This window comes from Mesorhizobium sp. CA15 (genome assembly GCF_020165215.1).
GTDB lineage: Bacteria > Pseudomonadota > Alphaproteobacteria > Rhizobiales > Rhizobiaceae > Mesorhizobium.
Window position 1 is genome coordinate 52591 of the sequence record NZ_JAIUHQ010000007.1, and the last position, 18013, is coordinate 70603.

Below are 18013 nucleotides of genomic sequence, written 5' to 3' on the forward strand. Positions count from 1 at the left end.
CACCGAACTCGTTAAAAGCGATTAAGAAAAATCAACAATTTCATAAACTTGAAGTCTGCCCTCAGGTCGGGCCTGACCATTGCCCGGCAAAGCTTAACGACAACCCGGGTCCGGCCGAGGCCAAGCAGGAATTGGGCCAGTTCAGCGATTCAGCATGTGGTGAGACTTACCGTCAAAAAATCCACATATAGCCGTGAACAAAACCTGAATCAGAACGAGTCACCGATTCGTCGCTGATTCGTTCCAGACTCGTTCCAGCTGTTAACAAGCAGCCGATTTTGGCTGCTCCCTCCGGCATAGCCACTTCGCGAGGGAACATTCCGCTTTCGCTTCACGCCCGAAGTCCCTATGTGTCGCCTGTCACACGCGGCGGCAGCGCCGTGCTTCAGACTACGGGCGGCAGAAACCTTATTTCCGAGCCGATGAACATCCAGCCGAAACACTCCCAGCCGCTGATCCTTTCGGGCCGCGACGTGACGGCCGTACTGGGCCCGACCAACACCGGCAAGACGCATCTCGCCATCGAGCGCATGGTCGCGCATGAGACCGGTGTCATCGGCTTGCCGCTGAGGCTGCTTGCCCGCGAAGTCTATGCGCGCGTCTGCGAGAAGGTTGGCGCCCACAAGGTGGCGCTGATCACCGGCGAGGAGAAGATCGTGCCTGCCGGCGCGAAATATTCGGTCTGCACCGTCGAGGCGATGCCGCGCGAGACCGACGCCGCCTTCGTCGCCATCGACGAGGTGCAGCTCGCCGGCGATCTCGAGCGCGGCCATATCTTCACCGATCGCATCCTGCATCTGCGCGGCCGCCAGGAGACGTTGCTCCTGGGCGCGGCCACCATGCATGGCATCCTGCAGCGCCTGTTGAAGGGCGTGTCAGTGGTGACGCGGCCGCGGCTGTCGCACCTTGCCTATGCCGGCTCGAAGAAGCTCACCCGGTTGCCGCGGCGCACGGCGATCGTCGCCTTCTCGGCCGACGAGGTCTATGCGATCGCCGAGCTGATCCGCCGCCAGCAGGGGGGTGCTGCCGTCGTGCTCGGCGCTCTTTCCCCGCGCACCCGAAATGCCCAGGTGGAGATCTTCCAGTCCGGCGATGTCGACTATCTCGTCGCCACCGACGCCATCGGCATGGGCCTGAACCTCGACCTCGATCACGTCGCCTTCGCTCAGAACCGCAAGTTCGACGGCTATCAATACCGCAACCTGACCGCCGCCGAGCTTGGCCAGATCGCCGGCCGCGCCGGCCGGCACCTGCGCGACGGGACGTTCGGCGTCACCGGCCAAGTCGACCCGTTCGACGAGGAACTGGTCGCCAAGATCGAGGGGCACGATTTCGATCCGGTGAAGGTGCTGCAGTGGCGCACCGCCGATTTCGACTTTTCCAGCCTCGATGCGCTGAAGCGCTCGATTGAGGCCAATGCGCCGGTCGAAGGCTTGACCCGGGCGCTGCCGGCCGTCGACGCGCAGGCGCTGGAACAGCTGTCGCGCGACGGCGACATCCGCGATTTGGCCACCGGCAAGGAGCGCGTGGCGCTGCTTTGGGAAGCCTGCGCGCTCCCCGACTATCGCAAGATCGCGCCGGCACAGCATGCCGATCTTATCGCCTCGATCTATATGGACCTTGCGCGTCACGGCCATGTCGATGAGAATTACATGGCCGAGCAGGTGCGGCGCGCCGACACGACGGAAGGCGATATCGACACGCTATCGCACCGGATCGCGCAGATCCGCACCTGGACTTTCGTCTCCAACCGCCCGGGCTGGCTGGCCGATCAGCTACACTGGCAGGAAAAGACGCGCGAAATCGAAGACAGATTGTCGGATGCGCTGCATGAGCGGTTGACGAAACGCTTCGTAGACCGCAGGACTTCCGTCCTCATGCGGCGCCTTAGAGAAAATACCATGCCTGAAGCCGAAATCAGCCCGTCCGGAACCGTCCTCGTCGAAGGCCATCACGTCGGCGAGTTGCAGGGGTTCCGCTTCACCGCCGACCAGAGCGCCGGCGGCGAGGACGCCAAGGCGGTGCGCACCGCCGCCCAGAAGGCGCTCGCGGCCGAGTTCGAGGCGCGCGCCGAGCGCTTTGCCGCCTGCGCCAATGGCGACCTGGCTTTGGGCTCGGACGGCGTCCTGCGCTGGATCGGGGCGCCGATCGGCACGCTGGTCGCCGCCGACGAGGCGCTGAAGCCGCGCCTGGTTCTGCTTGCCGACGAGCAGCTGACCGGCCCCGCCCGCGACAAGGTCGCGGCGCGCGCCGAGCGTTTCGTCAATTTCCAGATCGAAACGCTTTTGAAGCCGCTGGTCGACCTGAAGAATGCCGACCAGCTCGCCGGCATCGCGCGCGGCATCGCCTTTCAGCTGGTCGAGCATTTCGGCCTGATCAATCGCCGCGACATCGCGGAGGAGATGAAGTCGCTCGACCAGGAAGGCCGCGCAGCGCTTCGCCGCCTCGGCGTCCGCTTCGGCGCCTACCATGTCTTCGTGCCGGCGCTGATCAAGCCGGCGCCGGCTGGCCTGGTGACGTTGCTGTGGGCGCTGAAGAACGACGGCAAGGACAAGCCCGGCTTCGGCGATGTGGTGCATGCGCTGGCTTCCGGCCGCACCTCGGTCGTTATCGACCCGACCTTCGACAAGACCTTCTACAAGCTCGCCGGCTACCGCAATCTCGGCCGCCGCGCCGTGCGCGTCGATATCCTCGAGCGGCTTGCCGACCTCATCCGCCCGGCGACCAACTGGAAGCCCGGCCTCGGCCAGCGTCCGGACGGCGCCTATGACGGTCACGCCTTCATAGTGACGCCGCCGATGATGTCGATCCTCGGCGCCACGGCCGACGACATGGAGGAGATCCTGAAAGGTCTCGGCTATCGCTCGGAGGCCAAGCCGGCCGCCGAGGTTAAGGCGAAGCTCGACGCGCTGGACGACGCCGCCCGCGAAGCGGCAGCGGCCAAGCTCGCCGCGGATAATGCCGCGCGCGCCGCGCGGGAGGCAGAGGCACAAGCCGCGGCAACTGATACGGTCGCGGAGGCAACGGTCGAGGGCTCGGAGCCGGCTGCCGCCGAAGCTCCGGCTGAAGCCGTCGCGGAAGTGGCAGCGGAACCTGCCACGGCAGAGCCGGCAGAAGCTGCGGCCGCGGTTACGGAAGAGCCCGCCGCTGTGGAAGGCGCCGCAGCGGTGGACATGGCGGCAGCGCCCGAGCCGGCCGAAAGCGCCGACGCTCTTACCTCCCCCCAACACCAGGTGGAGGATAGTGCCGGCGGCGATGCGCCAGCCGAAGCCGAGGAACCAAAACCTGTGCTCCTGTGGCGCCAGGCGCGTTTCGACCATCAGCGTCCGCGCCATCGCCACGAAAACCGTCGCGACAATCGCCCTCGCGGCGCCCAGCCCGCGCGCGAGGCAGGCGCCGCAAGCGGTCAGCCCGGCGATCGGCCTGCCCAGGAAGGCCGCCGCGAGCAGCGCGAAGGCGCCGGCAAGCCGCGCTTCGACCGCTCGAAGTTCAAGCCGAGGCCCGAGACAGGCGACCGGCGTGAGGGCGCTGAACGGCGCGAAGGCAAGCCGCAAGGCGAACGCCGCGAAGGCCGGCCGGACTGGAAGGGCGGCAGGCAGGACGGCAAGGGCAACACTCCGGGCGGCAAGCCTGCCTTCCAGGGCAAGCCGCGCGAGGAACGTCCGCAGCGCTTCGATCCGGATTCGCCCTTTGCCAAGCTCGCCGCCTTGCGCGACCAGCTGAAGAAATAGGTTCGAGCATGATCCCGAACCGAAGGACCGCGTCAGCGAAAAGTGGGAACCGGTTTTCGGGCGAGATCATGCCCCATCAAAGCTAGCCGCGATGGTTGGAGAAGGCCGTCAACGCATCGACAAATGGCTGTTCTTCTCGCGCGCGGTGAAGTCGCGGTCCTTGGCGGCAAAGGTCGTCGTCGCGGGACGCGTCCGCATCAATCGCGACAAAGCAGCGCAGGCGTCGGATCTGGTCAAGCCCGGCGACGTGCTCACCATCATGCTCGAGCGCCGTATCCTCGTCTGGAAGGTGCTGAACTGTGGCGCTAGGCGCGGCCCGGCCGACGAGGCGCGGCTGCTTTACGAGGATCTGTCGCCGGCGCCGGCACCCAAAGGCGAGGCGGTTCCGGACGCCGTTCCAGCCTTGCGCGAGGCCGGCAGCGGCCGCCCGACCAAACGCGAGCGGCGGCAGACCGACCGGCTGCTCGGCGACGACTGAGATATAGCCGGGCCGCGGCACGGCTGCAGCAATTCCAGGAAAACTGCGCAACGGTTGGGCTGGAGGACTTGGCCGAAGCTTTCCGGCTGGAATTCCATTCCGCGACACCGGCTGCGCCTGCAATCCCTGCCCTTGCATGCGGCGGGCAAAGGCGTTACCTCAGCCGAAAAGCCCAGCAAAATGGGACGTTCCGGAGCCTGCAATGACCTATGTCGTGACCGACAATTGCATCAAATGCAAATATATGGACTGCATCGAGGTCTGTCCGGTCGACTGTTTCTACGAGGGCGAGAACATGCTCGTCATCCATCCTGACGAGTGCATCGACTGCGGCGTCTGCGAGCCCGAATGCCCGGCCGACGCGATCAAGCCGGACACCGAGGGCGGCCTCGACAAATGGTTGCAGATCAATTCCGAATACGCCGAGAAGTGGCCCAATATCACCGCCAAGAAGGAGCCGCCGGCGGACGCCAAGACCTTCGACGGCGAGACCGGCAAGTTCGAGAAATATTTCTCGGCGGAGCCTGGCGAAGGCGATTGATATAGCGGCCGGGAACACCGGCATGGCGCGGCGTAACCGGACCGATACAATTGCTGTCTTGACGGGCAGCGCTGCCGCTTGGCGTTAGCGAATGCAGCAAAACCTTGATTCTTCCGACTTTTTGTGTTATATCAACGAAACATGCCGGTGACACAACGTCGATTTATGGCGCTAACGCCCCAAATCACTGAAAGGTGAGCTTCTCGATCCGGACCAGAGCGATCTGGGGCAGGCGGTCGCATTCGTGCGATATGCCGGCCCTTGGCTTTTCCGGTGGGTTCATCCTGTTGCGCGGCTAACGGTCGGCTTTGCCGACCTCGTGGGTTCGAGCCGGCATGATGCCGGCTGCACAACTTAAGGAGTTCAGGGCGTAATGGCAACGATCACCCCGCAGAAGAAGTCCAACGCGGCTCGTCACGGGTTCAAGACCGGCGAATTCATCGTCTATCCGGCGCATGGCGTCGGCCAGATCGTGGCGATCGACGAGCAGGAAGTTGCGGGTCACAAGCTGGAACTGTTCGTCATCGATTTCCAGAAGGACAAGATGCGGCTGAAGGTGCCGGTCGCCAAGGCGACCTCGATCGGCATGCGCAAGCTGTCGGAAGAGGATTATGTCGACCGCGCGCTGAAGGTCGTGCAGGGCCGCGCCCGCATCAAGCGCACCATGTGGTCGCGCCGCGCCCAGGAATATGACGCCAAGATCAACTCGGGCGACCTGATCTCGATCTCGGAAGTTGTGCGCGACCTCTACCGCGCCGACAACCAGCCGGAGCAGTCCTATTCCGAGCGCCAGCTCTATGAAGCCGCGCTCGACCGCATGGCCCGCGAGATCGCCGCGGTGAACCGCATGTCGGAGACCGAGGCGGTGCGCCTCATCGAGGTCAACCTCAACAAGGGTCCGAAGCGCGGTGCCAAGGCCGACAACGAGGAAGCCGAGCAGGAAGAAGCTGCCTGAGCTTTTCCGCCTTTAAGTTTACGAAGAACCCGGCCTCGCGCCGGGTTTTTTGTTTCTGGTACCCAATTCTACACCCCGCTGCCGGCTTCCTTCTGCGCCTCCTCTTGCCTGAGCGAGGCGATGAAGCGCTTGGTGCGCGCGCGCTCCGGATTGTCGAACACGACCGAAGCCGGGCCTTTCTCGACGATGACGCCGGCGTCCAGGAACACCACCTCCTGCGCGATCTTGGAGGCGAGCCTGAGATCATGCGTGGCCATCACCATGGTCGTGCCTTCGCGGGCAAGCTGTCCGAGCACGTCGACCACTTCCTGCGCCAGTTCCGGATCGAGCGCAGAGGTAGGCTCGTCGCAGAGCAGCACGCGCGGCGACGGCGCCAGCGCCCGGGCGATCGCCACGCGCTGCTGCTGGCCGCCGGACAGCGTCGCCGGCCAGGCGTCGGCCTTCTCCGCCATGCCGACCTTTTCGAGCAGCGCCATCGCCCGCTCGCGCGCCCTTGGCTCAGGCCATTTCAGCACAGTCACCAGCCCTTCCATGACATTCTCGATCGCTGTGCGATGCGGGAAGAGCTGGAAATTCTGGAACACCATGCCGGTCTGCAGGCGGATGCGCTGGATGTCCTTGGCCGGCACCTTGCCGCCCGGATGGAACGCAAGCGTCTCGTCGCCGATGCGCAGGGAACCGGACGTCGGGATTTCCAACAGGTTGATGCAGCGCAAGAGCGTGCTTTTGCCGCCGCCGGAAGGGCCGACCAGCGCAGTCACGCTGCCCTCGTCGAGGGTGACGGTCACGCCCTTCAGCACAAGATTGTCGCCGAAGCGCTTTTCGATGTTGCTGAGGCCGATCATGCGTTGGCCTCCAGGAACCCGCCATAGCGGTTGAGCCGCACTTCCAGCCGCGCCTGCAGCGCCGACAGCACCGAGCTCAACGCGAGATAGAGCGCGGCCGCCTCGACATAGAGGATCAGCGGCTCATAGGTGGTGGCGACGATGCGCTGCGCGGCCTGGAACATCTCGGGCACCGTGATTGCCGCCGCGAGCGAGGTGTCCTTGACCAGCGAGATGAAGGTGTTGGAAAGCGGCGGCACGGCAACGCGGCCCGCCTGTGGGAGGATGGTGCGCCGCATCGCCTGGCTCCAGGTCATGCCGATCGAATAGGAAGCTTCCCACTGCCCCTTCGGCACCGAGCCGATGACGGCCCGGATGATCTCAGACGTATAGGCGCCGATGTTGAGCGTGAAGCCTATCAGAGCGGCGGGAAAGGCATCGAGCAGAATGCCGACCGACGGCAGGCCGTAGAAGATCAGGAACAACTGAACGAGCAGCGGCGTGCCGCGAAAAATCCAGACATAGAAGCGCACCATCGCGACCAGCGGCTTCAGGCCGAACAGCCGGATCAGCGCCGTCACCAGTCCGGCGATGAGCCCAAGCGCGAAGGACAGGAGCGTCAGCGGCACGGTGAAGATCAGCGCCGCCCACAACAGCGTCGGCAACGATTCCAGCATCAATTGCAGCCAGTGCGGCACGAAGCGCTTCTCCCTTCCAGATACGGCGGCGCGTCCCCCGTATGGACCGACTATCATGCAAAAACCGGCGGGCCGTCAAAGACGACCCCGATGAATGCCGTGCAAAAACAGCGGGCCGTCGAAGACGGCCCGCCGGTATCCGAGCAAGGAGACGATTGCCTTACTTCGAAACGTCCTGGCCGAAATACTTGTCGGCGATCTTCTGGTAGGTGCCGTCGGCCTTGATGTCGGCCAGCGCTTTGTTGATGGCCGCGACCAGCTCCGGATCGCCCTTGCGCACGATCACGCCGGAATAATCGGCATTCTCTTCCTGCGCCGCGATCTTCACATTGGCGTCCGGCTTGTGCTTCTTGAAATCGAGGAAGGACAGGCTGTCATTGATCGTGGCGTCGGCGCGGCCGGTGAGCAGAAGCTGGATCGACTGGTCGAACCCGTCGGTGCCGACGAGCTCGGCGCCGTTCTTCTCGGCGAGCTTGCCGAAATTGGAGGTCAGCGACTGCGCCGACTTCTTGCCCTTGAGATCGGCGAAGGTCTTGATGTCGGTGTTGTCGCCACGCACGATCAGCACCGCCTTCGAGGCGATGTAGGGATCGGAGAAATCATACTTGGCCTTGCGCGCATCGGTGATGCCGACCTCGTTGATGACGGCGTCGTAGCGGTTGGCGTCTAGGCCGGCGATCAGGCCGTCCCACTTGCCTTCGAGGAACTGAACCTTGACGCCGAGCTTGTCGCCGATGGCCTTGGCGATCTCGACGTCGAAGCCGACCAGCGCGTTGGATTCGTCGTGATAGGTGAAAGGCGCATAGGTGCCTTCAGTGCCTACCTTGAGCACCCCGGCCTGCTTGATCTGGTCGAGATTGGCGCCGGCATAGCCGGCGGTGATCGCCAGAACCTGCAGCGTTCCGGCGAGAAGAAGCGGTTTGAGCCATTTCATTTTTCTGTGATCCCGTTTTGACCGGTGTCCCGGCGCGATTGTGCGAGCCGGAAACTGGCAGATAGAAGGCAGCAAAATAAGGAACCAGATTTCAAAAATCGGCTCTGCCAGAAATCTGATTCTCTAAGCCGCCGAGAATTCGCCAGAAGGCCTTCCCGGCAGATAACAGAATGCTTCCGTCGGCACCATCTACCCCCTCGGGCGGCGGAACCATCCATGCGCCTGACACGTTGCATGGCTGTTGTAGGGCGCGGCGGCATCTTTTCAACCGCCATACGCGCAATCGTCGCAAAAGGAGCCGGCATGATCGAAGACGCGGCAGGACGGACATTGGTCCGGGCGGCAATGAAGGCTCCATACCTCGAGCGCGACGAGGAGCATGTCCTTGCGCTTCGTTGGAAGGAAGAGAACGACCAGCACGCGCTGCACAGGATCACTGTCGCCCATATGCGCCTTGTGATCTCCATGGCCTCGAAATTCCGCCATTACGGCCTGCCGCTCGGCGATCTGATTCAGGAGGGCCATGTCGGCCTGCTGGAGGCGGCCGCCCGTTTCGAACCCGCGCGCGAAGTACGCTTCTCAACCTATGCCACCTGGTGGATCCGCGCCTCGATGCAGGATTACATCCTGCGCAACTGGTCGATCGTACGCGGCGGCACCAGTTCCGCGCAGAAGGCGCTGTTCTTCAATCTCAGGCGTCTGCGCGCGCGCCTCGCCAACGGCGCCGAGCCGCTCTCCAATGCCTCGCTCTACCGCGAGGTCTCGGCGGCGCTGGGCGTGCCGGAGGCCGACGTGGCGATGATGGATTCGCGCCTGTCTTCCCCCGATAGCTCGCTCAACGCGCCTTTGGCCGACGAGAACGGCGCTGCCGAGCGGATGGATTTCCTGGTCTCCGAAGACCCGCTTCCCGACGAGATCGTCGGCGAGAGGATCGACGTCCAGCGCCGCGCTATCTGGCTGCGGAGCGCGCTCGGCGCGCTCAATGCCCGGGAGCTCCGCATCATCGAGGAGCGCAGGCTGAGCGATGACGGCGCCACGCTGGAATCGCTTGGCGAACAGCTCGGCATCTCCAAGGAGCGCGTCCGCCAGATCGAGGCGCGCGCCATGGAAAAGCTGAAGCTGGCGCTGGTGAAGCAAAACCCTGAATTCCTGGCGGAAGCCGCCTGAAGCTAGTCCGGGCCAAGCTCAAAGATTAAGAACTTTATTAATAAGAGCACGCCGTCATCGGGGCCATTTTTCCTCGGTAATAACTAGGATTGTGAGCTCTTTAACAGACTGTTGCGCCGCAATCGGCTTTTTTACTCCTCCAGATCACACCACATGGGGGATTTGCCATGCTGCGATGCTGCGCGCTGATTGCACTCTTGATCCTCGTGGGTCTCACGACGTTTCAAGCGCATGCCGAGCGAAGGGTTGCCCTTGTGATCGGCAATTCGCAATACCGCGAAATCCCGACGCTCAAGAACCCGGACAAGGACGCAGAAAACGTGTCGAGGACATTCCGGCTGGCCGGCTTCGAGGTGTTCGCCGCCAAGGACCTGACCAAGCTTCAGTTCGAAGAGCGGTTCCGCAACTATCTGGCGGCGGCGGACGGCGCCGACCTGGCGGTCGTCTATTATTCGGGGCACGGCTTCCAGATCGGCGGAGAGAATTTCCTGATCCCGGTCGATGCGTCGCTGAAAGATGCGGCCGACATGGAGGTCCAGGCCATCAAGGTCGACGACATATTGCGGCAGCTGCGCTCGAGATCGAAAGTCCAGATGATCATCCTCGACGCTTGCCGCAACGATCCTTTCCCGCGCAAGGACTATTGGCTGCGCGATCAGTTGATCGTCGCCGGCGGCGGCGGCCTTGCGCAGGTAACGGGTTCGCAGAACACGCTGATTGCCTTTGCCACCGAGCCGGGGGCGGTCGCCTATGACGGATCCGGCGACCTCAGCCCGTTTTCGTCGTCCTTCTCCCGCCGTGCGCTGACGCCGGACCAGGAGATACGCTCGGTGATGGCGGCCGTCCGCCGCGACGTGGTCAAGGCCACCAACGGCAAGCAGGTTCCGTGGGAGAACTCCTCGCTGATCGACGACGTCGTGCTGATGCGCGGGGCGGAGGAACCAGCGCCGTCGCCGTTGGACGCCGAGCAGGGCCAGCAGACGGCGGAACGCGGAATCCAGGTCGCCGATGCCGCCGAAGCGATTGGAAGTCTCGACATCCGTGTCCCGCTCGGCGTCGGTCCGGTTCCGCTGAAACTGGAGCTTCCGGCCAAGGATGCCTCGGTCAGCCTCAAGCTTGCAAGCTACCCGGCGACCGGCACGCTGTCCCTGCCGGATCGCGTGCTTTCGCCGCAATCGAGCCTGACGACCGCCGAGGTCGACAAACTGCGCTACGAGCCGCAGATAGGCTCGGTCGCGCCCGTCGAAGTCGGCATCGAGATCCGCGCGGGCAGCGCCGCGAAGCGGTCGACGATGCAACTCTCGCCGAGCGTCGACCCTTGCGACCAAGCCGCCGGCGAGCCGCTCGACCTGCAGGGCGTTGTCTCGGGCCGCTTGCCGAACGAGATCGGCGGCGGAGCTGTCGAAGCTTGCGAGGCGGCGGTGAAGTCCTATCCCGACATTGCGCGCTTCCGCTACGAGTTGGGGCGGGCACTGCTGGCGTCGGGCCGGATCGACGAAGCCAGGAATGTGATCCAGGAGGCGGCCGATAAGGGGCACGTCCGTGCCGTGTACGAGCTCGGCTACATCGCCGCATCCGGAATGAGCGCGGCTCCGGATTTGACCAAAGCCAACAGCCTCTATGCGCAGGCGTCGGACAAGGGAGATCCCTACGGCATGACTGCCTTGGGGCGCGCTTTGTTCGACGGTGTCGGCGTCCAGCGCGACACCGGCAAGGGGCTGGACCTGCTGCTCCAGGCAGCGGCGATGGGGCATGTCGATGCCACCAAGGACCTTGCGGTGATCTTCAAGGAAGGCCGCAACGGCGTACCCGCCGACCCGGCCCGCGCCTTGGCTTTCCTCCGAGCCGGCATCGACCGGCAGGAGGCTTATTCGATGGCCATTCTCGGTCTCTCACCCAAGCGAAGCGAAAAGACGGTCCCGGTGTGCAAGCCCAAGGTGGTGACCAAAGTGGTCACGAAGATAAAGGTGGTCCGTACCCCCGCGCCAAAAGCGCCGCCACCGGTCACCAAGATACCGGCCAAGCGCATACCGAACGGCACCGGATCGGCATCTTGGCGTGGCAATGGCGGCGATCACCCCGAGCCCCGCGGCGGCGGATCTGACAGCGGCAGCACCGACGGTGACAGCACCGGCAGCACCGACTCCGGCAGCACCGACTCCGGCAGCACCGACACTGGCAGCACCGGCAGCACTGACTCCGGCAGCACCGACACTGGAAGCACCGGCAGCACTGACTCCGGCAGCACCGGCAGCAGTGATTCCGGCGGCACTGATACTGGCAGCACCGGCGGCTCTGACGGGATCAGATAGCAGCAGCGATGGCGTGGACGCCGCCAACCGAACGGCAGCGTCGAGAGAGCATGATCCCGATAAGTGGGAACCGGTTTCGGACGACATCATGCTCCAACAAGGATCGTGATGGCGATTCAACGAAACGCCATCACCATCAAGCGGAAGCCGCCGGAAAGCGGGGCGTCGGTCTTACTTGTCGGTGACGATCTTGACCTTGTCGCCGGACGACACAGTCGCGCCCGGCGACATGGCGTTGAGCACGCGGAACAGATCGAGCTTGCGGTCGACGCCGACCATCTGCGCGGCGAGCGAGCCCATGGTCTGGCCGGCCTGGACGGTGACGACCCGGATATGCAGCGGCTTCAGCGCCGCCTTCTCGGCTGGGCTCAGCACGCGGAAGGAACCGCTGACCGAGCGCGCCACCGGGTCCAGCGAAGTGCTGGCCGAGGGCGCGGCCGTCAGCAGCCTGTAGACCTGGCCGCCGGCGCGGATCACCGCGATGTCGAACTGCCAGCCTTGCGCGCTGGCATGCGCCGTCGCCGCATCGTTGCCGTTGATCGTGTCCTGGCGCACGCTGGCGTCTTCCAGCCCCGCGACCCAGCCGCTGCGGATGTAATCGGTGAGCGAGACGGACTTGTCGATCGCCACGCCGTCAAAGCGGATGGCGATGTCGCCAGGCCCGGTCGCCGTGACGGCAGCCGCCGAATTGTCGATGACGAAACCGTCCGGCACGGTGAAGGAGACGCCGAGATTGGGGTGCATGAAGGTCTGGCCGCGCACATAGCCTTCTTCCGGCGTGTCGCCGTAAAGCAGGCCGTCTATGCCGGCCAGAAATGCGTCGCGGTCGCGCGTGCCGACGCCGGGCGGGCCGAAATTGCGCGCGAGGCGCTGCGCCAGCTCGATACGCTGCGGCGTGTTCGGGTGCGTCGCCAGGAAGTCGAGGCTGGCGTCGGTGGCGCCGCTCACCGAGCGGAAATCCGTATAGGCCGACATCGACTGCAGGAAGCGGCCGGCGGCATAGGGATCATAGCCCGCCTCGCCGATCGACTTGATGCCGATGGCGTCGGCCTGCAGTTCCTGGTTGCGCGAGAATTGCGCGAGCCTGAGCTTGCCGCGGATCAGCGCCGCCTTGGCGGTCGGGCTGTCGCCGAGCACATCGGAAACCACCTTGGTCGCCAGGCCCTCCTCGGCTTCGAGCTGCTGCCGCTGCAGGCCGTGATTCGCGGTGACGTGCCCCATCTCATGCGCGATGACGGCGGCAAGCTCGGAGGAATCGTTGGCCAGCGCCAGCAGGCCGCGCGTCACATAGAGATAGCCGCCCGGCAGCGCGAAGGCGTTGACGTTGGGCGAATTGAGGATGGTGATGCGATAGGTCTGGGTCGGGTTGGCCGACACCACGGTCAGATTGCCGACGACCTTGGCCACCATGCGTTCGAGCTTTGGGTCGGAATATTCGCCGCCATAGGTGGCGAGAATCCGCGGGTGCTGCGCCTTCGCCATCTCTGCGAGCTTGGCGTTGGCCACGACATTGTCGACGGTGATCGGCTTGTCGGAAGGTTGGAAGCCGCTCTCCTGCACGTCCGGCGGCGTGAACATCTGGCAGCTCGCCAGCACGGCGACGCTCGCCAGCGCGAGAAATCGTGCCAGCGGCTTCATCCACACCTTCTCAGCGCCGCTCGACAGGTCGGCTTCCTTCCAAATCTTTCGGCAAATCACGGTCCAGCCGGACCAGCATGGCCGGACCTAGCCATACTCCCCCGGACAAGGCAAGCAAACGCCGGATCGCCCATTGCCGGTTTGGCCATAAATTATGTCCGCTTCCGGGCAACATGTTGTGATCCGGCAACGGTGCCGTCTCGATCGCCGATATAGCGCCGGAACGCATCCGGTCCAGACCGATCGAAGAAATCCTCGGCGGGCCCGGCTGCCGCGATCGTGCCTTCGTCGAGAAATGCCACGTCCTGCCCGACGCGGCGCGCATCTTCCGGCTGATGCGTCACGAACAACACCGTCATTTCGCGCTCGGCATGAATGCCAGCCACAAGGTCCAGCATATCGTCGCGCAGCGCCGGGCCGAGCGACGCGAAAGGTTCGTCGAGCAGCAAAACGGGCCGGTCGCGCAGCAGCACGCGCGCCAGCGCCACGCGCTGCCGCTCGCCGCCGGAAAGCTCGCGCGGCAGCCGCTTTTCCTTACCGGCAAGACCAACCCGCGCCAGCGCCTCGGCGACGGCAATGCGATCGGCGTCGCCGAGTTTCAGCGATGGCGAGCGGCCGAGCCCGACATTGGCTTCGACGGAAAGATGCGCAAACAAATTGTTTTCCTGGAACACCATCGACACCGGCCGCGCCGAAGGCGGCGTGTTTCCGAGACCGACGCCGCCGATCAGGACCTTGCCCGCATCAGGCGCTTCGAAGCCGGCTATCAGATTGAGCAGCGTCGACTTGCCGGAGCCGCTCGGCCCCATGATGGCGGTGATCCTGCCGGCCGCGAATTCGGCGTCGAAGCGGAAGGAAGATTCGCCATAGCTGAACGAGACGCCATCCAGCGCGACGGCGAGGCCCTTTTGCGCGGCGATGCCGTCGATGGTCGTCGTCATGACTTTCCTTCCCGCCCCAGCCAGTCCGCGGCGACCACCAGCATCAGGCAGACGAGGCCGAGCAGCAAGGCAAGTCCCGCGGCGTCGGCTGTCCGGTAGCTGCTCATGCGCGCCAAAAGCAGATAGGGCAAGGTCTGCACGGAATCGCTGCCGAACAGCGCGATCACGCCGAGATCGCCGAGCGACAGCGCAATGGCGAAGGCGAAGCCGGTGGCCAAGGGCCGCCTCAGCGACGGCCAGTCGATCAGGCTGAGCCGGTTCCAGCCGGCTATGCCGAGCGCCAGGCAAAGCCGCTCATGGCGTTCGCTCGCCGCGTCATAGGCCGGGCGAATCGCGCGGATGGCGAAGGGCATCGCCATCACCGCGTTGACGGCGACGACCATGACCGGCGCGATGGCAAAGACATCGGTGACGTGGCGCAGCGCCAGGAACCAGCCGGCGCCAAGCACGATCGGCGGCACGACGAGCACGAAGCCGGCGCCGGTGTCGGCGGCATATTCGAGCAGCGACGTGGTGTTCCCCGGGCGGCGGCGCAGGGCCAGCGCGCGCCGCGCCTCAATCAACACCAGCGACAACGTCACGCTGAGCAGCGCCGCAAGCAAGGCGAGGCCCGCGCTGGTGAGCGTCGCGCGGCGCACCGCTTCCTCGCCCGCCAGCCGGCCGAGATCGGCCTCCAGGCCTGAAAGCAGCGTCGCCGCCATCGGTCCGGCAACGAACAGCAGGGCAAGCGCGATGAGGCCGGCATTCAGCGCGGTTTCGAGCCGGCCCGCCGAAAGGTAGCGGCGCGGCGCCACCGGCAGATTGGCATCACCGACCGTGTTGGCGCCGAGCCGCGTGAGTGCTGCGACCACGACGAAGGTGAGCGCGATCTGAAGAAACGTCAGCGTTACGGCCCGCGCAGGATCGAAATCGAAGCGCAGCGCCTGGTAGATGGCCACTTCCAGCGTCGTCGCGGCCGGACCGCCGCCGAGCGTCAGCACGATGGTGAAGGAGGTGATGCAGAGCATGAAGACCAGCCCGGCAATCCCCGGCAGCGCCGCGCGCAGCGCCGGCCATTCGATCAGCCGGAAGGCGGGCCAGGCACCCATGCCGAGCTGGCTCGCCAGCCGCCACTGGTCGGCGGGAACGGTGCCCAGCGCCTCGAGGAACAGGCGCGTCGCCAAGGGCAGGTTGAAGAAGACATGAGCGACAAGGATGCCGGAGAGGCCGTAGATCCCCGGCCAATCCGCACCGCCAAGTCCGGCGAAGACGCCGGCAAAATAGCCGGCCCGACCGTAGAGCGCCAGGATGCCGAGCGCGGCGACGATCGTCGGCAAGGCCAGCGGCACGGTGAACAATTGCAGGATCGGGCGGCGTCCCGGAAAACTTGGATGCCTCGACAAAGCGCGCGCCACGAGCAGCGCCGGCGCGACCGACAGCAGCGTCGAGAGAGCCGCCTGCCACAGCGTGAAGCGGGCGACGCGCAGGAGATAATTGTCGAAGGCGGCGGCAGCGCCGGAGAGATCGTGCGCGCCTTCGACGGCGAGGCCGGCGAAGGCACCGCCGATGAGGAGGGCGATGGCCGCCAGCGCGACGACGCCGGCGGTGACGCGGGAGTCAGGGTGCACGGCGGCTTGCACGTTGCACCTTGGTGGAATTCAGCAAACGCCGTGTTCCTTCGCGCCCCCCTCTGTCCTGCCGGACATCTCCCCCACAAGGGGGGAGATCAGCAGCGCCCGCGCTTCGCTCATCACTGCAACGTCGCCAGTTGGCGAAACCGCCGATGACGGCCAATCTCCCCCCCTGTGGGGGAGATGTCCGGCAGGACAGAGGGGGGCGCCGTAGAGCGATCATCTTGCGCGAATAGCGATCCTATTTGCTCATCACCGCCAGCCACTCATCCACCCACGCCTTGCGGTTGGCGGCGACCTCCTGCGGGCTGAACAGCAAGGTCTTGGTCGGCTTCACCAGTTTGTCGAAGGCCGGGTTGAGCGGCTTGTCGGTCTTGCCGGCCGGGAACATCCAGTTGGTTTCCGGAATGACATCCTGGAATTTCGGTCCGGTCATGAAGGCGATGAACTTTTGCGCCAGCGGGTTCTTCGCGCCCGTCATGGTGATGCCGGCAACCTCGATCTGCAGGTACTCGCCTTCCTCGAACGAGGCGGCCTGGTAGCGCTCGGTGTTCTCGGCCACCATGTGGTAGGCCGGCGAGGTGGTGTAGGACAGCACCATTGGCGCCTCGCCCTTGGTGAACAGGCCATAGGCCTCGCTCCAGCCCGGCGTCACCGTCAGCACTTTCGATTTCAGCTTGGCCCAGGCTTCCGGCGCCTTGTCGCCATAGACCGATTTCACCCACAAGAGCAGGCCGAGGCCCGGCGTCGAGGTGCGCGGATCCTGGATGACGATCTTGTCCGTGCCGGCGCCTTCGACCAGTTCCTTCAGGCTCTTCGGCGGGACTTTAAGCTTCTGCGTGTCATAGACGACGGCGAAATAGCCGTAGTCGAAAGGCACGAAAGTGTCGTCGCTCCAGCCTCCAGGCACGTCGATGGCGGAGACTTCGCCATGCGGCACGAACAGTCCGCTCGCCTTGGCGTCGGCGGTGAGATTGGTGTCGAGGCCGAGCACGATGTCGGCCTTGGTGCCGGCGCCTTCGAGCTTGACGCGGTTGAGGAGCGCCACGCCGTCGGCCACCGAGACGAATTCGAGATCGCAGCCGCATTCGGCCTCGAATTCCTTCTTCACCGCCGGGCCGGGACCCCAATCGGCGGTAAAGCTTTCATAGGTATAGACGGTGAGCTTGTCCTTCGCAGCGGCAGGCGCGACGCCCGCCAGAAGCGAAACTAAGCCGGTTGCGAGAATGAGATGGGACAGTATTGCGCGCATATCGGCGCCTCCTTCGTTCGAGTGACAAGGAATTGAGGCGCCGGATCGTCCGAAACGTCTAATCCCTCCGCCGGTACAAACCGGATCAGGTTCAGCGGGTTGGCTTGATCGCCTCTCAGCCGGATCACGTCCGGCACCCCGTTAGAGCGTTTCGACAGATAGGCCCCGCCGAAGCAGCGCGCAAGCGGAAGTTTGCCGGGCAGCTAATGTTCGCCGGTAGCCTCGCAGCCGAAGCGCACGGCATCCCGCTTCCGTTTCGCCCGACGGGCTGGTAAGGGCGACGGCCATGGGCACATTCACCATCCTGCTTGGCGGCGAGCTTATCCGCACGCCCCGGCTCGAACGCCAGATCGCTGGCTCGCGCGTCATCGCCGCCGATGCCGGCATCGGCCATGCCCGCATGCTTGGACTTGTCCCCGAACTTTGGGTCGGCGATTTCGACTCGGTGCCGGCGAACCTGCCGGATGATCTCGCCGCCGTGCCGCGAAAAGTCTTTCCGGCCGAGAAGGACATGACCGATGGCGAGCTCGCCATAGCGGAAGCGCTTCAGCGTGGCGCCACCAGCCTCGTGCTGGCCGGCGCCTTCGGCGGCAAGCGCGCCGACCATGCCTTCCTGCATCTGGCGCTGGCCGTGCGGCGGGCCGAGGCTGGCACGACCGTGCTGCTGACCAGCGGCGCGCAGGAAGGCGCTCCCATCCTGCGCGGCAAGGCCAGCTTCGACTATGACGACGGCACCTTGTTTTCGGTGCTCGGCTTTTCCGACCTGTCCGGCCTGACGGTCACCGGCGCCAAATGGCCTCTCGACCGCGTCGAGGTGGCGTTCGGTTCCTCGCTCACTATATCAAATGAGGTCAAAGGGCAGCTTGGCATCGCGCTGGAGCGCGGCCGGGCCCTGCTTCTGGCCCACCCCTATCCTCTTCCAGAAAGTTGAC

At 64.9% G+C, this 18013-nt stretch carries 14 protein-coding genes and 1 riboswitch; of the genes, 7 read left to right on the plus strand and 7 right to left on the minus strand.

Translation table 11 applies throughout. The annotated features are described in order from the left end of the window. The first annotated feature begins 422 nt into the window (after window positions 1–422). The 4 genes from LB515_RS14140 to LB515_RS14155 all read left to right on the plus strand — a co-directional run bounded on the left by LB515_RS14140 (window position 423) and on the right by LB515_RS14155 (window position 5705). Window positions 423–3731 (plus strand): helicase-related protein, encoded by a 3309-nt coding sequence (locus LB515_RS14140; RefSeq protein WP_224708193.1) that lies wholly within the window; start codon window positions 423–425, stop codon window positions 3729–3731. A gap of 91 nt (window positions 3732–3822) precedes the next feature. Next, window positions 3823–4209, plus strand: coding sequence for an RNA-binding S4 domain-containing protein (locus tag LB515_RS14145; protein ID WP_095767305.1), 387 nt, complete (start codon window positions 3823–3825; stop codon window positions 4207–4209). 202 nt (window positions 4210–4411) lie between these two features. Then, entirely contained in the window at window positions 4412–4750 is a 339-nt protein-coding gene (gene fdxA / locus LB515_RS14150) for a ferredoxin FdxA (RefSeq protein WP_095767304.1), read from the plus strand. A gap of 373 nt (window positions 4751–5123) precedes the next feature. Further along, complete coding sequence (locus LB515_RS14155; protein WP_040991750.1) at window positions 5124–5705, plus strand: CarD family transcriptional regulator; 582 nt, start codon at window positions 5124–5126, stop codon at window positions 5703–5705. Window positions 5706–5773: 68 nt separating this feature from the next. Here LB515_RS14155 and LB515_RS14160 read toward each other — a convergent pair whose 3' ends face one another. From LB515_RS14160 to LB515_RS14170, 3 genes are all read right to left on the minus strand, one after another. Next, entirely contained in the window at window positions 5774–6550 is a 777-nt protein-coding gene (locus LB515_RS14160) for an amino acid ABC transporter ATP-binding protein (RefSeq protein WP_095767303.1), read from the minus strand. Beyond that, window positions 6547–7227, minus strand: a complete 681-nt coding sequence (locus tag LB515_RS14165) for an ABC transporter permease subunit (protein WP_224708083.1) — start codon at window positions 7225–7227, stop codon at window positions 6547–6549. Before LB515_RS14165 ends, LB515_RS14160 begins: the two co-directional genes overlap by 4 nt. Window positions 7228–7387: 160 nt before the next feature. After that, window positions 7388–8161, minus strand: a complete 774-nt coding sequence (locus LB515_RS14170) for an amino acid ABC transporter substrate-binding protein (RefSeq protein ID WP_095767302.1) — start codon at window positions 8159–8161, stop codon at window positions 7388–7390. 303 nt (window positions 8162–8464) lie between these two features. On the opposite strand from LB515_RS14170, the gene LB515_RS14175 reads away from it, so the two are divergent. Together LB515_RS14175 and LB515_RS14180 are read left to right on the plus strand one after the other, a co-directional pair. Continuing rightward, window positions 8465–9328 (plus strand): RNA polymerase factor sigma-32, encoded by an 864-nt coding sequence (locus LB515_RS14175; protein ID WP_095767541.1) that lies wholly within the window; start codon window positions 8465–8467, stop codon window positions 9326–9328. A 167-nt stretch (window positions 9329–9495) separates the two neighbouring features. After that, window positions 9496–11640 carry a caspase family protein gene (locus LB515_RS14180; RefSeq protein ID WP_224708084.1) on the plus strand — a complete coding sequence of 715 codons (2145 nt, stop codon included), beginning with the start codon at window positions 9496–9498 and terminating at the stop codon, window positions 11638–11640. Between the two features lie 171 nt (window positions 11641–11811). Here LB515_RS14180 and LB515_RS14185 read toward each other — a convergent pair whose 3' ends face one another. The 4 genes from LB515_RS14185 to thiB all read right to left on the minus strand — a co-directional run bounded on the left by LB515_RS14185 (window position 11812) and on the right by thiB (window position 17081). Further along, window positions 11812–13278 carry a M48 family metalloprotease gene (locus LB515_RS14185; RefSeq protein ID WP_140841608.1) on the minus strand — a complete coding sequence of 489 codons (1467 nt, stop codon included), beginning with the start codon at window positions 13276–13278 and terminating at the stop codon, window positions 11812–11814. Window positions 13279–13430: 152 nt separating this feature from the next. Then, complete coding sequence (gene thiQ, locus LB515_RS14190) at window positions 13431–14219, minus strand: thiamine ABC transporter ATP-binding protein (RefSeq protein WP_224708085.1); 789 nt, start codon at window positions 14217–14219, stop codon at window positions 13431–13433. Beyond that, on the minus strand, window positions 14216–15826 hold the full coding sequence (gene thiP / locus LB515_RS14195; RefSeq protein WP_224708086.1) for a thiamine/thiamine pyrophosphate ABC transporter permease: 1611 nt from the start codon (window positions 15824–15826) through the stop codon (window positions 14216–14218). Before thiP ends, thiQ begins: the two co-directional genes overlap by 4 nt. Window positions 15827–16070: 244 nt before the next feature. Continuing rightward, the gene (gene thiB / locus LB515_RS14200; RefSeq protein ID WP_224708087.1) at window positions 16071–17081 is read right to left on the minus strand and encodes a thiamine ABC transporter substrate binding subunit; all 1011 of its coding nucleotides are present in this window, start codon (window positions 17079–17081) and stop codon (window positions 16071–16073) included. A 45-nt stretch (window positions 17082–17126) separates the two neighbouring features. After that, a riboswitch (TPP riboswitch) is annotated at window positions 17127–17232 on the minus strand. 135 nt (window positions 17233–17367) lie between these two features. Here thiB and LB515_RS14205 point away from each other — a divergent pair. Then, window positions 17368–18012: a thiamine diphosphokinase gene (locus tag LB515_RS14205; protein ID WP_224708088.1), complete on the plus strand. Its 645-nt coding sequence runs from the start codon at window positions 17368–17370 to the stop codon at window positions 18010–18012. The last annotated feature ends 1 nt before the right edge of the window (window position 18013 follow it).

Bases quoted from the DNA above. Each gene is read 5' to 3' on its own strand.
- LB515_RS14140 (WP_224708193.1), top strand. From the start codon at position 423: ATGAACATCCAGCCGAAACACTCCCAGCCGCTGATCCTTTCGGGCCGC.
- LB515_RS14145 (WP_095767305.1), top strand. From the start codon at position 3,823: ATGGTTGGAGAAGGCCGTCAACGCATCGACAAATGGCTGTTCTTCTCG.
- fdxA (WP_095767304.1), top strand. From the start codon at position 4,412: ATGACCTATGTCGTGACCGACAATTGCATCAAATGCAAATATATGGAC.
- LB515_RS14155 (WP_040991750.1), top strand. From the start codon at position 5,124: ATGGCAACGATCACCCCGCAGAAGAAGTCCAACGCGGCTCGTCACGGG.
- LB515_RS14160 (WP_095767303.1), bottom strand. From the start codon at position 6,550: ATGATCGGCCTCAGCAACATCGAAAAGCGCTTCGGCGACAATCTTGTG.
- LB515_RS14170 (WP_095767302.1), bottom strand. From the start codon at position 8,161: ATGAAATGGCTCAAACCGCTTCTTCTCGCCGGAACGCTGCAGGTTCTG.
- LB515_RS14175 (WP_095767541.1), top strand. From the start codon at position 8,465: ATGATCGAAGACGCGGCAGGACGGACATTGGTCCGGGCGGCAATGAAG.
- LB515_RS14180 (WP_224708084.1), top strand. From the start codon at position 9,496: ATGCTGCGATGCTGCGCGCTGATTGCACTCTTGATCCTCGTGGGTCTC.
- LB515_RS14185 (WP_140841608.1), bottom strand. From the start codon at position 13,278: ATGAAGCCGCTGGCACGATTTCTCGCGCTGGCGAGCGTCGCCGTGCTG.
- thiQ (WP_224708085.1), bottom strand. From the start codon at position 14,219: ATGACGACGACCATCGACGGCATCGCCGCGCAAAAGGGCCTCGCCGTC.
- thiB (WP_224708087.1), bottom strand. From the start codon at position 17,081: ATGCGCGCAATACTGTCCCATCTCATTCTCGCAACCGGCTTAGTTTCG.
- LB515_RS14205 (WP_224708088.1), top strand. From the start codon at position 17,368: ATGGGCACATTCACCATCCTGCTTGGCGGCGAGCTTATCCGCACGCCC.